At 41.9% G+C, this 11,897-nt stretch carries 15 protein-coding genes; 8 read left to right on the top strand and 7 right to left on the bottom strand.

Features of this window, described 5'->3' with window-relative positions; translation table 11 throughout:
• Positions 1-26: 26 nt before the first annotated feature.
• A complete protein-coding gene (locus tag C0W29_RS13025) occupies positions 27-890 on the bottom strand; it encodes a YicC/YloC family endoribonuclease (RefSeq protein WP_036789327.1) in 864 nt (287 codons plus the stop codon).
• Positions 891-1,147: 257 nt separating this feature from the next.
• Here C0W29_RS13025 and rph point away from each other — a divergent pair, with 257 nt between their 5' ends.
• Together rph and pyrE are read left to right on the top strand one after the other, a co-directional pair.
• Entirely contained in the window at positions 1,148-1,864 is a 717-nt protein-coding gene (gene rph, locus C0W29_RS13020; protein ID WP_036789329.1) for a ribonuclease PH, read from the top strand.
• 158 nt (positions 1,865-2,022) lie between these two features.
• Positions 2,023-2,664, top strand: coding sequence for an orotate phosphoribosyltransferase (gene pyrE / locus C0W29_RS13015; protein WP_045042385.1), 642 nt, complete (start codon positions 2,023-2,025; stop codon positions 2,662-2,664).
• Positions 2,665-2,757: 93 nt separating this feature from the next.
• Here pyrE and slmA read toward each other — a convergent pair whose 3' ends face one another.
• The 3 genes from slmA to coaBC form a co-directional block, all read right to left on the bottom strand.
• Positions 2,758-3,348 (bottom strand): nucleoid occlusion factor SlmA, encoded by a 591-nt coding sequence (slmA, locus tag C0W29_RS13010; protein WP_036789332.1) that lies wholly within the window; start codon positions 3,346-3,348, stop codon positions 2,758-2,760.
• Between the two features lie 233 nt (positions 3,349-3,581).
• Positions 3,582-4,040, bottom strand: a complete 459-nt coding sequence (gene dut, locus C0W29_RS13005) for a dUTP diphosphatase (protein ID WP_045042384.1) — start codon at positions 4,038-4,040, stop codon at positions 3,582-3,584.
• 9 nt (positions 4,041-4,049) lie between these two features.
• Entirely contained in the window at positions 4,050-5,264 is a 1,215-nt protein-coding gene (gene coaBC, locus C0W29_RS13000; RefSeq protein WP_045042383.1) for a bifunctional phosphopantothenoylcysteine decarboxylase/phosphopantothenate--cysteine ligase CoaBC, read from the bottom strand.
• 237 nt (positions 5,265-5,501) lie between these two features.
• Here coaBC and radC point away from each other — a divergent pair, with 237 nt between their 5' ends.
• The 6 genes from radC to C0W29_RS12965 all read left to right on the top strand — a co-directional run bounded on the left by radC (position 5,502) and on the right by C0W29_RS12965 (position 9,486).
• Complete coding sequence (gene radC / locus C0W29_RS12995; protein ID WP_036789337.1) at positions 5,502-6,176, top strand: RadC family protein; 675 nt, start codon at positions 5,502-5,504, stop codon at positions 6,174-6,176.
• Positions 6,177-6,347: 171 nt separating this feature from the next.
• Positions 6,348-6,584, top strand: a complete 237-nt coding sequence (gene rpmB, locus C0W29_RS12990; protein ID WP_036789338.1) for a 50S ribosomal protein L28 — start codon at positions 6,348-6,350, stop codon at positions 6,582-6,584.
• A 13-nt stretch (positions 6,585-6,597) separates the two neighbouring features.
• Positions 6,598-6,765 (top strand): 50S ribosomal protein L33, encoded by a 168-nt coding sequence (gene rpmG, locus C0W29_RS12985; RefSeq protein WP_005371942.1) that lies wholly within the window; start codon positions 6,598-6,600, stop codon positions 6,763-6,765.
• Between the two features lie 252 nt (positions 6,766-7,017).
• Complete coding sequence (locus tag C0W29_RS21565) at positions 7,018-7,515, top strand: hypothetical protein (RefSeq protein ID WP_045045206.1); 498 nt, start codon at positions 7,018-7,020, stop codon at positions 7,513-7,515.
• 22 nt (positions 7,516-7,537) lie between these two features.
• Positions 7,538-8,347 (top strand): bifunctional DNA-formamidopyrimidine glycosylase/DNA-(apurinic or apyrimidinic site) lyase, encoded by an 810-nt coding sequence (mutM, locus tag C0W29_RS12970; protein ID WP_045045205.1) that lies wholly within the window; start codon positions 7,538-7,540, stop codon positions 8,345-8,347.
• A 134-nt stretch (positions 8,348-8,481) separates the two neighbouring features.
• Entirely contained in the window at positions 8,482-9,486 is a 1,005-nt protein-coding gene (locus C0W29_RS12965; protein ID WP_045045204.1) for an NAD-dependent epimerase, read from the top strand.
• Positions 9,487-9,538: 52 nt separating this feature from the next.
• Here C0W29_RS12965 and coaD read toward each other — a convergent pair whose 3' ends face one another.
• The 3 genes from coaD to C0W29_RS12950 are packed head-to-tail and all read right to left on the bottom strand — an operon-like array spanning position 9,539 to position 11,868.
• Positions 9,539-10,021 (bottom strand): pantetheine-phosphate adenylyltransferase, encoded by a 483-nt coding sequence (gene coaD / locus C0W29_RS12960; protein WP_045042378.1) that lies wholly within the window; start codon positions 10,019-10,021, stop codon positions 9,539-9,541.
• 6 nt (positions 10,022-10,027) lie between these two features.
• Entirely contained in the window at positions 10,028-10,804 is a 777-nt protein-coding gene (locus tag C0W29_RS12955) for a glycosyltransferase family 2 protein (protein WP_045045203.1), read from the bottom strand.
• Positions 10,801-11,868, bottom strand: a complete 1,068-nt coding sequence (locus C0W29_RS12950; protein WP_045045202.1) for a glycosyltransferase family 9 protein — start codon at positions 11,866-11,868, stop codon at positions 10,801-10,803. The genes C0W29_RS12955 and C0W29_RS12950 overlap by 4 nt, the downstream gene beginning before the upstream one ends.
• Positions 11,869-11,897: the final 29 nt, after the last annotated feature.

Raw genomic sequence — 11,897 nt, 5'->3', positions numbered from 1 at the left:
CCTTGGAAAGATTAAGTAAAGATTATTTACTCGATGTTTTGAATCTGTTCACGCATTTGTTCAATTAATACTTTCAGTTCAACCGCTGATGCAGTGACTTCAGTATTGATTGATTTTGATGCTAATGTATTTGATTCACGGTTAAATTCTTGCATCATAAAATCAAGACGACGACCACATGCGCCACCTTTAGCTAGAATTTTATTAGTTTCTTTTACATGAGAATCTAGACGATCAAGTTCTTCGGCAACATCACTTTTTTGTGCCAACATGATCAGCTCTTGCTCAAGACGGTTGTTATCAAGATCAACTTTTGCTTCATCAAGACGTGACATGATGCGCTCACGTTGCCAAACCATAATTTGTGGCATTAGGGTACGTACTTTGATGGCTTCTGTTGAAATTGCCGCTAAACGCTGGTCGATCAACTGTTTCATGTTGTCGCCTTCGCTAGCACGTGCTGCAATAAAATCATCCATTGCCAGCTCAAAGCCAGTTAATAGATCTTTATTTATCACATCTAAATCTTGTTCGGGTGCTTCCATTACGCCAGGCCAGTTAAGCACTTGGAATGGACCAATATTACCTTCACCGGCAGTTTCTGTTACCCAGCGTGCTGCATGAATGACTTGTTTTGCTAATGCTTCATTGATGGTTAATTCAGTATTGCCAGCAATGTTAGCTTCATAGCGAAGATTACATTCGACTTTACCGCGTGCTAGACGTTTACGGAAACGCTCACGCAATACCGGCTCAAGGCTACGGAATTGCTCTGGCATACGAATATAAGTTTCAAGATAACGTTGGTTTACTGAGCGGATTTCCCACACAGCAGTGCCCCAGTCGCCTTTTATTTCGCGACGGGCATAAGCAGTCATACTATGGATCATTGGCTTGTGGCCCTTTTGTTATGATGGTTGCGACGGCTAAACTTAGCGTATTCAACGGTAAGTCTGGTCTTTTAATAACGATAGAGGTGCGTCGTAACCGAGTTCTATCATTATATGCGAGATCACGCATTGTGGGCTACTGCTGTAAATGCAAAACAAGGTTGAATCTATCGTTTAAACGCAGGTTTTCTCGTGCACTGGGATTGAGATGTCGTTATAATCGCCGGTTAATATCATCCAGCCAAAGGGAAATCCCGATGCGTCCAAGCGGAAGAAGTGCCACTCAGGTACGTCCAATCACTATTACTCGTAACTATACAGCCCACGCTGAAGGTTCAGTATTGGTTGAATTTGGCAACACCAAAGTAATTTGTACTGCTAGTGTTGAAGAAAATGTGCCGCGTTGGCTTAAAGGTAAAGGCCAAGGTTGGGTGACTGCAGAATATGGCATGTTGCCACGTGCAACGCATACTCGCAATCGTCGTGAAGCTGCCAGTGGTAAGCAAGGCGGCCGTACCATGGAAATTCAACGTCTGATTGCCCGTAGTTTACGCGCAGCAGTTGATTTGAAAGTGCTTGGTGAGCAAATGATCACGGTTGACTGTGATGTTATTCAAGCCGATGGCGGCACACGTACAGCGTCAATCACGGGTGCAATGGTGGCATTGGTCGATGCGATTAATTATATGCTTGAAAAAGGTATGATTAAGAAAAGCCCGCTTAAAGGCATGGTTGCTGCAGTATCTGTTGGTATCTATAAAGGCGAGCCAATTTGCGATCTCGAGTATCTTGAAGATTCAGCCGCTGAAACCGATATGAATGTAGTGATGACTGAAGACGGCAAGATGATTGAGATTCAAGGTACTGCTGAAGGTGAGGCATTCAGTCATGAAGAGTTGTTAGCAATGCTAGCGCTGGCGAAAGACGGCATAACCGATATTATTTCGATGCAGAAACAAGCCTTAGAAAATTAATTGTTAGCGGTTCCTATTGGAGCCGCTTTTTTTTATCTGAAATTTATTGGTTAGAGGGATAATCATTAATTTCAGCAGCAACAGTTTTACCGACGTTATTGGTAAAGGTTGCTTCCATTTCAACATTGTAAAACACGATAGTCGTTTAAGGAGCCACAATGAAAGCATATCAGCGTCAGTTCATCGAATTTGCCCTAGAGAAAGGCGTTTTGAAATTTGGTGAGTTTACATTGAAATCTGGCCGTATCAGCCCGTATTTCTTTAACGCGGGATTATTTAATACTGGTCGCGATCTTGCGCGTCTAGGCCGCTTTTATGCTGCTGCATTGGTAGACGCTAAGATTGAGTTTGATGTGTTGTTTGGCCCTGCATATAAAGGGATTCCTATTGCAACCACGACCGCAGTAGCACTGGCTGATCACCATGATATTGATACGCCATACTGCTTTAACCGTAAAGAAGCTAAAAATCACGGTGAGGGTGGCAACTTAGTTGGTAGTGAACTTGAAGGACGCATCATGTTGGTTGATGATGTGATCACCGCTGGCACTGCAATTCGTGAGTCAATGGAAATTATTAAAGCTAACGGTGCCGATTTAGCGGGCGTACTAGTGGCAATTGATCGTCAAGAAAAAGGCCAAAGTGAGTTATCAGCAATTCAAGAAGTTGAACGTGATTTTGGTTGTGCAGTGATTTCAATTGTCTCGCTAGGTGATGTTGTGACCTATTTAAGCGAGCAAGCTGATATGGAACAACATTTAGCGGCTGTAACTGCGTATCGTGCTCAATACGGCGTGTAATTGTCGTTTAACGAGTAAGTGATAATAAAAAGCGAGCGTCAATTGGCACTCGCTTTTTTTGGTCTTTTTATGCTGCTTTGGGTATCGGTGTGGTTAACCTAACTGACCGCTAAGCAGTTGCCAATAATCATCAAAATTTTCAGTAGGCTTATATTTAAAGCTTGAGCGAACATAACGGCTTAAGCTGCCTTCAACTTGACCGAGTAATTGCGCGGCTAAAATAGATTCATCAACAGGAAAGCCTTTACCTTCACGCAATTTTCGCTCTTTAAGGATTTGACGTAATTGCGATTCGATACGCTCAAATAACTGATTAATGCGAGACTGTAAGCGATCTTGTTCAAACATTAGCGCGTGACCTGTCATGATGCGACTCAGACCAGGATTACGTTCACCAAACATTAAAATGAGTTGTAGCACCATCCGCAGGCGTGTAAGGGTATCTTTTTCATCATCAAGAATACGGTTAATACGGGTAGTAATTGAATCTTCGATAAATTCAATCAGGCCTTCAAACATCCGTGCTTTACTCGGGAAGTGGCGATAGAGTGCGGCTTCCGAGACCCCAACATTAGCCGCCAGCATTTTGGTGGTAATACGTTGGCTTCCTTGATTTGATTCCAACATATGAGCAAGACACTGGAGTATCTCTTCGCGGCGATTGCTTTTTTTGGTGCCAGCCATGAATTATCGTTCCTTTGCAAAATGAGACTGTCCATGGACAGCATGAAACCCGCTTATCTTAGCGATGCCATTGCGTCGTGAAAAGCGCTGGATGATAAATGTATGCAGTTTATCAGTAAAAAAAGCGCAACCCTTAATAGTTGCGCTTTGTGTTTGATCGTTATCGGTTATTTTAGCATCAAAATAAATTCATACGCCAAAAGCATAAACTGTATTTATCAATAATAATAAACTTATTGACGACCTGAGTGGCCAAAACCACCTTCACCACGATGACTAGCATCATCAAAATCAGTCACAATATTAAATTGCGCTTGTACGACCGGTAAGAAAACTAACTGGGCAATACGATCACCCGGTTCGATAGTAAAGGTGCTATCGCCACGGTTCCATACTGATACCATCAATTGTCCTTGGTAATCTGAATCGATTAAACCGACAAGGTTACCTAAGACAATCCCATGTTTATGACCAAGACCTGAGCGCGGTAAAATAGTTGCTGCCAGATTAGGATCACCAATATGAATTGCTAAGCCTGTGGGTACGAGATGAGTTTCCCCCGGCGCAACGGTTAATGCTTGATCAAGACACGCACGTAAATCAAGCCCTGCCGAACCTGTGGTTGCATAAGCGGGTAATGGGAACTCTGTTCCAACACGGGGGTCAAGAATTTTAAGATCGATAGTATTCATAATAATGCTCTAGTGCGTGGCATGTTGATAAAGGGCAACAATTTCGGTAACTAACTGCTGACCAAGATCGGCTTTAGTGGTTAATGGTAATGCTTTATCGCCATTAGGCCAGTATAAATGCAGTGCGTTAGTGTCGCTATTAAAGCCTTGCCCTTGTACTGAGACGTCATTAGCACAAATAAGGTCAAGATTTTTAGCGGCGAGTTTACCACGTGCATAATGCTCTACGTTTTGAGTTTCAGCAGCAAAGCCAACCGTGAATGGGCGCTTATCGGTTAGTGCCGCAACATTGGCGACAATATCAGGGTTTTTTACCAATTGAATTGCCATCTCTTCATTACCGGGCTGTTTTTTCATTTTTTGTGCAGCGATTTGTGCTGGACGAAAATCAGCCACTGCGGCACAAGCGATAAATATCTGATTCTTTACCGCGTGAGTTAACGCTGCTTGTTGCATTTCGATAGCACTATTAATATCAATTCGGGTCACGCCTGCAGGAGTGGCAAGATTAACCGGACCACTGATTAAAGTCACCTTAGCGCCACGTTTAGCCGCCGCTGCTGCAATCGCAAAGCCCATTTTTCCTGAGCTGTAATTACTTAAATAGCGCACAGGATCAATTGCCTCACGGGTAGGTCCGGCGGTGACCATAATATTTAGATCACTAAGATCTGGCGTTTGAAAAAAATCTTCACAATGGTGGACTAACTGCATTGGTTCCAGCATTCGTCCTGGACCAACATCGCCACATGCTTGCTCACCGCTTGCCGGTCCCCATAAGGTGAATCCTCGACGTTGTAGAGTGGCAAGGTTTTCTTGAGTTGCAATATTGCGGTACATCTGTTGATTCATTGCTGGCGCGACGGCAATTGGTGCATTAGTAGCTAAACACAGTGTCGTAAGTAAATCATTCCCCATTCCAGCACTGATACGGGCAATTAAATCTGCCGTTGCTGGGGCTAATAAAACCAGATCTGCCCATTTAGCTAATTCAATATGACCCATTGATGCTTCTGCAGAAGGGTCTAATAGGCTACTTGAAACGGGATTGCCTGATACAGCCTGCATGGTTAATGGCGTAATAAATTCTTGTGCTGCAGTGGTCATTACGACTTGGACTTGTGCGCCACGTTCAATTAAACGACGAGTAAGTTCTGCGCATTTATAGGCAGCGATACCGCCACTAATGCCGAGAAGGATTTTTTTTCCTGCCAGTGTTTGCATGGTTTTGCCTGTGTCTAGAAGCCAATAAATTTTGCTGACACGATAGCATCAAACGTATAAACGGTCATTGGCTGCAATGAATGTTAAGGGCATTTATCAGTGATCGTGTCGAGGTTTTATTATTGTAAACAGCAATTTCAAACACAAAAAATGTCGATGTTTTCAAAAAATAACCTCGTGTTGGTTGTGTAAAAAGTGACGACTGTTTTGCTAGTGGTATACAAACAAGGAGACAATATGTCGCTTAAGCAATTGCCATTAGCATCGCGTCCGCGAGAAAAGTTACTCTCTCATGGTAGTGAAGCACTCACTGATGCTGAATTATTAGCCATTTTTTTACGTACTGGGATTAAAGGAATGAATGCGTTGGAACTGGCGACGTATTTATTACAAGAATTTGGTTCATTGCGTGCCTTGCTTGGGGCAGATAAAGAAACATTTTGTCAGGTAAAAGGTTTAGGTCCGGCAAAATTTGCACTTTTACAGGCTGTTTTAGCCATGGGAGAGCGATATTTAGAAGAAATTTTAAAAAAAGATAGCGCGCTTACAAACCCACAAAATACTCGTCAATATCTAGTCAAAAAATTGCGTCATAAACAGCGCGAAGCCTTTTATATCCTATTCCTAGACAATCAGCACCGAGTCATTACCGGGGAGATATTATTTGAAGGAACACTTGATTGTGCGAGCGTTTATCCACGTGAAGTTGTAAAAAGATCGTTAGAACTTAATGCAGCGGCGTTAATTTTAGCGCATAATCACCCATCAGGCGTTGCTGAACCTAGTCAAGCTGACCATCGAATAACCCGCAAGATCAGTGATTCGCTGGCTTTAGTGGGTATTCGTGTTCTGGATCATTTTGTTGTCGGTGAAGGGGATGTTATTTCCTTTGCCGAGCGCGGTTGGCTATAAAATAGACAATTTTCGGTAAAAAAAGTGAGAAAGGATCTGCTCGGGACTTGAGCAACTGGTTTTGACTTAGTATAATGCGCGACCTTTGATAGCTGTGGTTATATGTAAAATTGAATTTTACATTAAATTTCCATGGTAGATATCGAGCGAAACGATTTGGAGAAGACAGTAATGTCCCGAGTATGCCAAGTAACTGGTAAGCGTCCTGTAACGGGTAACAACCGTTCACATGCACGTAATGCCACCAAGCGTCGTTTTCTGCCGAACCTGCAAACTCATCGTTTCTGGGTAGAAAGCGAAAAACGCTTCGTTAAACTACGTCTTACTGCTAAAGGTATGCGTATCATTGATAAGAAAGGCATTGATGTCGTTCTTGCAGAGATGCGTGTCCGCGGCGAGAACGTTTAGAGGAATTTGAACAATGGCTAAAGGCATTCGTGAGAAGATCCGTCTAGTATCATCAGCTGGTACAGGCCACTTCTACACTACCGACAAGAACAAGCGCAACATGCCAGGCAAATTTGAGATCAAGAAATTTGATCCAGTAGTTCGCCAGCACGTGCTTTACAAAGAAGCTAAAATCAAGTAATTGATTTTTCACTCTTTGATAAAAACCCAGCCTAGCTGGGTTTTTTTATATTCAAAATTCCGCATTATTTTCCTTCTTTCCTTCTTTCCTTCTTTCCTTCTTTCCTTCTTTCCTGCTTTTTTGCTTTCTAAATATTCTGTAACTTGGTTAAGTGATTGGTTGTCATTGCGCAAGGTGTAATTGGCTATTGCTGTTGATCGTAGCAGTGCTATCTTAATCAGTATTAATAAATGCGCATAGGAGCGCCTGAGAATGCGGTTAACGCGACGAGGATGGAATAACGTAATCATCATTGGGGTTTTGGCTTTTATCGCTGTGATACAGCTACCAGAGCTTCTTCGAGCTCGTTTAGCAACGACAACAACGTCAGTAGCACCGTCGTCGACCGTCATACCATTATTCTCCCCTGATCGTGTGATTCAGCAGTTGTTGTTACCTAAGATGACTTTTCAGCACTCACTAACGGGATGGAATAGCCAACCATCGGTGGCGTTTGATATCGCAACTTTTATTGCTCGCTGGCAAACATTGAAGGGCACAAAAGTTACTGAACAGCAGTTGTTAGGATTAAAAAACCAATTACTTGTTCCAAACACGGTTGAGGCGTGGTTTGTTGGTCATTCTCAGCCGCAACGGATCACTGCTTATCAATTATCTCATTTTTGGTTGTTTAATAATGGTGCTGGAGAGTGGTTGGCCGTGACGGTAGCGAGTGATTTTTTATTTCCATCGTTAGTTGCAAAATTATAATCGTTATTGGAGTAAGATAAAAATGCCTGAATTACCTGAAGTTGAAGTGACTAGAATGGGGATCACACCACATGTCGTCGGGCAAACGGTGACTAAAATCGTTATTCGTAATTCAAGATTACGCTGGCCCATTCCTGATGCGATTAAAAATATTGAAGGGCAGGTGATTCGCAATGTTGTTCGCCGCGCAAAATATTTATTATTAGAAACGGATATCGGTTACGCAATTGTTCATCTTGGTATGTCTGGTAGTTTACGTATTTTACCCGCAGGTGCGGTGGTTGAAAAACATGATCATGTTGATGTGGTGTTAGCCAGTGGTGAAATCTTACGTTATAACGATCCTCGCCGCTTTGGAGCGTGGTTATGGCAACAGGCAGGTGAGAGCCATAGTGTGCTTGATAAAATGGGTCCAGAGCCGCTTAGCGACGATTTTAATAGTGATTATTTAGTGGCGAAAGCGACGGGCAAACGTAAAGCGATTAAATTACTGATTATGGATAATCATGTTGTGGTTGGTGTGGGTAATATTTATGCCAATGAATCATTATTTGCCGCTGGTATTGATCCCCAATGCCCCGCTGGAAAAGTCTCGTCCCAAAAATTACAGTTGTTAGTCAGTGAAATTAAAGCGGTGCTTAAAAAAGCGATTGCTCAAGGCGGCACCACATTAAAAGATTTTAAAAATGCTGACGGTAAACCCGGCTATTTTGCGCAAGAATTACAGGTCTACGGCAAGGGCGGTCAACCATGTCCTCGCTGTGGTGAAGTTTTAATTGAAATTAAACTTGGTCAACGAGCGACGGTTTTTTGTGCTAATTGTCAGCATTGAGTGAGTTGTTTATTCGATTTTTATTAATCATGGGTTCATTTTTTTTGAGCAATAAAAGCCATAAATATTGATACCATGCTGAGATAATTTATAAAAGATAGATAGTGTTTTATAAACACATTAAGGGCTGAATAATGAAATACTTAGTGACTGGCGTTGCTGGTTTTATTGGTAGTGCTGTAACAGAACGCTTATGCGCACAAGGTCATCAAGTGGTTGGTATTGATAATCTTAATGATTATTATGAAGTGGCACTTAAACATGCGCGTTTAGATCGTATTGAACATAAAAACTTTAGTTTTATTGAAATGGATCTTGCGGATCGAGAAGCGATTGCCAATTTGTTTGCTGAGCAAAAATTTAATCGAGTGATCCATTTAGCGGGTCAAGCTGGTGTGCGCTATTCAATTGATAATCCAATGGCATATGGTGATAGTAATTTAATTGGCTATTTGACTATTCTTGAAGGTTGCCGCCATACCAATGTTGAGCATTTAGTGTATGCCTCTTCAAGTTCAGTTTATGGCTTAAACCAAAAGATGCCGTTTGATACCGCAGATAGTGTTGATCATCCGGTGTCATTATATGCGGCGGCTAAAAAAGCCAATGAACTTATGGCCCACAGTTATTCGCATCTTTACGGTGTTCCCACCACAGGCCTACGTTTCTTTACTGTTTATGGCCCGTGGGGTCGTCCAGACATGGCATTGTTTAAATTTACCAATGCAATTATGGAAGGCAAAGAAATTGATATTTATAACAATGGTGATATGAGCCGTGATTTCACCTATATCGATGATATTGTTGAAGGTGTTATTCGAATTCAGGATGTGATTCCACAGCCTAATCCTGATTGGACTGTCGAAACGGGCTCACCTGCAACCAGCTCTGCACCGTATCGTATTTATAACATTGGCCATGGCAGCCCAGTTAAATTAATGGATTATGTTGAAGCTCTGGAAGCATCATTAGGCGTTGAGGCCAAGAAGAACTTTATGCCAATGCAGCCGGGTGATGTGTATATGACTTATGCTGATACCGATGATTTATTTGCTGCAACGGGTTATAAGCCTGAAGTTAAAGTCAAAGAGGGTGTGCAGGCCTTTGTTGATTGGTACCGTGAGTATTACAATAAGTAATTACGGTTTAGAATAATAGAAAAGGGAGCTTATATGCTCCCTTTTTTGATCATCACTTTATAAACTTAGCGAGTAACGCTTTGGTGATCAACGGATCAACAAACTGACTAACATCGCCTTTATGCAACGCGACTTCTTTGACTATCGTTGAAGAAATAAATGAATTCTCTTCTGCGGGCGTTAAAAATACCGTTTCAAGTTCAGGCATTAAACGGCGATTCATATTCGCAAGTTGAAATTCATATTCAAAATCAGATACCGCCCGCAAACCACGGACTAAAATATTAGCATTATGCTCTTTGGCAAAAGTTACCAGCAGTCCTGAGAAACCAACAATCTCAACATTGGTTAAATGGGCGGTGATCTGTTGGGCAAGTTCAACCCGTTCGTCTAAAGAGAACAGTGGCTTTTTGCTCGGATTGAAAGCAACACCAACAATCACATGATCAAACATAGCTGCAGCTCGTTCAATTAAATCAAGGTGGCCATTAGTGATTGGATCAAAAGTGCCAGGATAGATAACGCGTGTCGTCATAATGGGTTACTTATTTTGTTTAAGGTAAAGACCAAGGTACTTATTTAATACATATTGCATATTAATGCAGGCAATAATAAAGCCATGTTTACCATCTAGAAAGCCACATTTAATAAAATAACTACGTATAAAGCTGAAAAGAGCATGTCCAATTGCTGAGCTGATGGAGGTCTTTTTTCCTTTAGAGTGTTTTTCTTGAGCCCATAACTCAGCATATTGAGATTGTTTTTTCTGGAATTCAAAAAAATCGTCAAATGTATAATGTTCTAAATTACCGTCTATTTTTACAATGTTGTAATTTGGAGGAACAATGACAGATTCATGTACTTGAACATCATTATAGTGGGTGTCTTGTGGACGGTATAAACGCACGATCCAATCAGGGTGCCAGCCAGAATGGCGAATAAACTTACCAAATGCAGTACTGAGACGATTAACGCTATAAACCACATTACGTTGATTGGTTTGGAGTACATTTTGAATCGATTGTTTTAATTGAGGTGTGACGCGTTCATCAGCATCGAGCCATAAAACATAATCACTGTTGACATACTGTTGGGCTAGTTGACGTTGTTGACCGAATCCTGGCCACTGCGTATTGACATAAAATTTGTCTGTATAGCGACGAGCAATGGTTTCTGTCTCATCAGTACTGCCTGAGTCCAAAATAATAATTTCGTCGACCCAGTCTTTAACTGTATCTAGACATGCAGCAAGATGTTTAGCTTCATTTTTAACAATCAGTACAGCACTAAGTGTCGGTTTATCTGTTGGTGTGTTCATGACTTTTCCTTGGAAGCTAATGACATCGACGAAGATAGGATGAGATCAAGTTTTTCCTTTACCATGGCAACACTAATTTGCGGCATGATATCGCTACCTTTTACGCGTGCTCCCCATGGTAACTCACCTAATGATTTGCCGTAATGCTGTTCGGCGACTTGTTGATAAACACTAACGGTATAGGGTTGCGATAAATAAGGTCCTGTACGGGCCGGATTACTGTGGCCATATAATCCAATCACTGGCGTGTTTTGGGTCGTGGCTAGATGTGCCGGCCCTGAATCTGGTGCAATGACCACTGTCGCCGCACGCAATAATGCGGTGAGCTGTAATAGGGTTGTCTTACCGATCAAGTTGGTGATCGGCGTTTGACTATAGCTGCTAATTTGTTGGCCTAATTGTTGTTCACGCTTACTTGGCGAGCCACATAATATTACCGCTAAACCTTTAGTCACAGCGTAATCAGCTATTGCGGCATAATGTTCAGCTAACCAGTTACGTTCATCTTTACTGGCTGCTGGTGATATGACTAATGTTGGCTGGTGGATATATTGTTCAGCGACACTATTATCCTCCGCTGTAAGCGGAATATTCCATACTGGGGTCGTAAATGGCACGCCAATGTAACGTGCAAAATCCGCCATATTATCGAGTACATGTATGCTGTCAGTATTGGGTAAGTGTTTATTAGTAAACAGCCATTGCCCTTCTTTAGTTCTGTTTTTACTAAATCCAACACGATACTTAGCTTTAATACCTAAAGATAGTACACTTGCACGTAAGGCAACTTGCATATCCAATAGCGCATCAAAACGGTGTGATTTCAGTTGTTGCCAAACACATTTAATGCCATGCCAGCCGGCTTTTTTATCAAAACTGATCACGTTAATATTGGGTAACGCATTCACTAATTGTGCTTCAACCTTGCCAACAACCCAAGTAATTTCAGTCGTTGGCCAGTGGCGTTGGATAGCTTGAACAACAGCAATCGCATGGCAAACGTCACCAATAGCAGACAAACGTAAGATACAAATTGAACGTGGTGGCGTTGAGAACAGAGCCATGGAGTTACCTTATTAAAAGTGGTTAGTGA

Origin of the sequence: Photobacterium kishitanii (assembly GCF_003026355.1) — a bacterium.
Lineage (GTDB): Bacteria > Pseudomonadota > Gammaproteobacteria > Enterobacterales > Vibrionaceae > Photobacterium > Photobacterium kishitanii.
This window is presented reverse-complemented; position numbering and strand designations above follow the sequence as displayed.

What these genes read in the sequence shown, in the direction of transcription:
- rpmG (WP_005371942.1), top strand. Translation starts at nt 6,598, where the DNA reads ATGGCTAAAGGCATTCGTGAGAAGATCCGTCTAGTATCATCAGCTGGT.
- dut (WP_045042384.1), bottom strand. Translation starts at nt 4,040, where the DNA reads ATGAATACTATCGATCTTAAAATTCTTGACCCCCGTGTTGGAACAGAG.
- rpmB (WP_036789338.1), top strand. Translation starts at nt 6,348, where the DNA reads ATGTCCCGAGTATGCCAAGTAACTGGTAAGCGTCCTGTAACGGGTAAC.
- C0W29_RS12950 (WP_045045202.1), bottom strand. Translation starts at nt 11,868, where the DNA reads ATGGCTCTGTTCTCAACGCCACCACGTTCAATTTGTATCTTACGTTTG.
- rph (WP_036789329.1), top strand. Translation starts at nt 1,148, where the DNA reads ATGCGTCCAAGCGGAAGAAGTGCCACTCAGGTACGTCCAATCACTATT.
- radC (WP_036789337.1), top strand. Translation starts at nt 5,502, where the DNA reads ATGTCGCTTAAGCAATTGCCATTAGCATCGCGTCCGCGAGAAAAGTTA.
- coaBC (WP_045042383.1), bottom strand. Translation starts at nt 5,264, where the DNA reads ATGCAAACACTGGCAGGAAAAAAAATCCTTCTCGGCATTAGTGGCGGT.
- C0W29_RS12965 (WP_045045204.1), top strand. Translation starts at nt 8,482, where the DNA reads ATGAAATACTTAGTGACTGGCGTTGCTGGTTTTATTGGTAGTGCTGTA.
- C0W29_RS13025 (WP_036789327.1), bottom strand. Translation starts at nt 890, where the DNA reads ATGATCCATAGTATGACTGCTTATGCCCGTCGCGAAATAAAAGGCGAC.
- pyrE (WP_045042385.1), top strand. Translation starts at nt 2,023, where the DNA reads ATGAAAGCATATCAGCGTCAGTTCATCGAATTTGCCCTAGAGAAAGGC.
- slmA (WP_036789332.1), bottom strand. Translation starts at nt 3,348, where the DNA reads ATGGCTGGCACCAAAAAAAGCAATCGCCGCGAAGAGATACTCCAGTGT.
- mutM (WP_045045205.1), top strand. Translation starts at nt 7,538, where the DNA reads ATGCCTGAATTACCTGAAGTTGAAGTGACTAGAATGGGGATCACACCA.
- coaD (WP_045042378.1), bottom strand. Translation starts at nt 10,021, where the DNA reads ATGACGACACGCGTTATCTATCCTGGCACTTTTGATCCAATCACTAAT.
- C0W29_RS21565 (WP_045045206.1), top strand. Translation starts at nt 7,018, where the DNA reads ATGCGGTTAACGCGACGAGGATGGAATAACGTAATCATCATTGGGGTT.
- C0W29_RS12955 (WP_045045203.1), bottom strand. Translation starts at nt 10,804, where the DNA reads ATGAACACACCAACAGATAAACCGACACTTAGTGCTGTACTGATTGTT.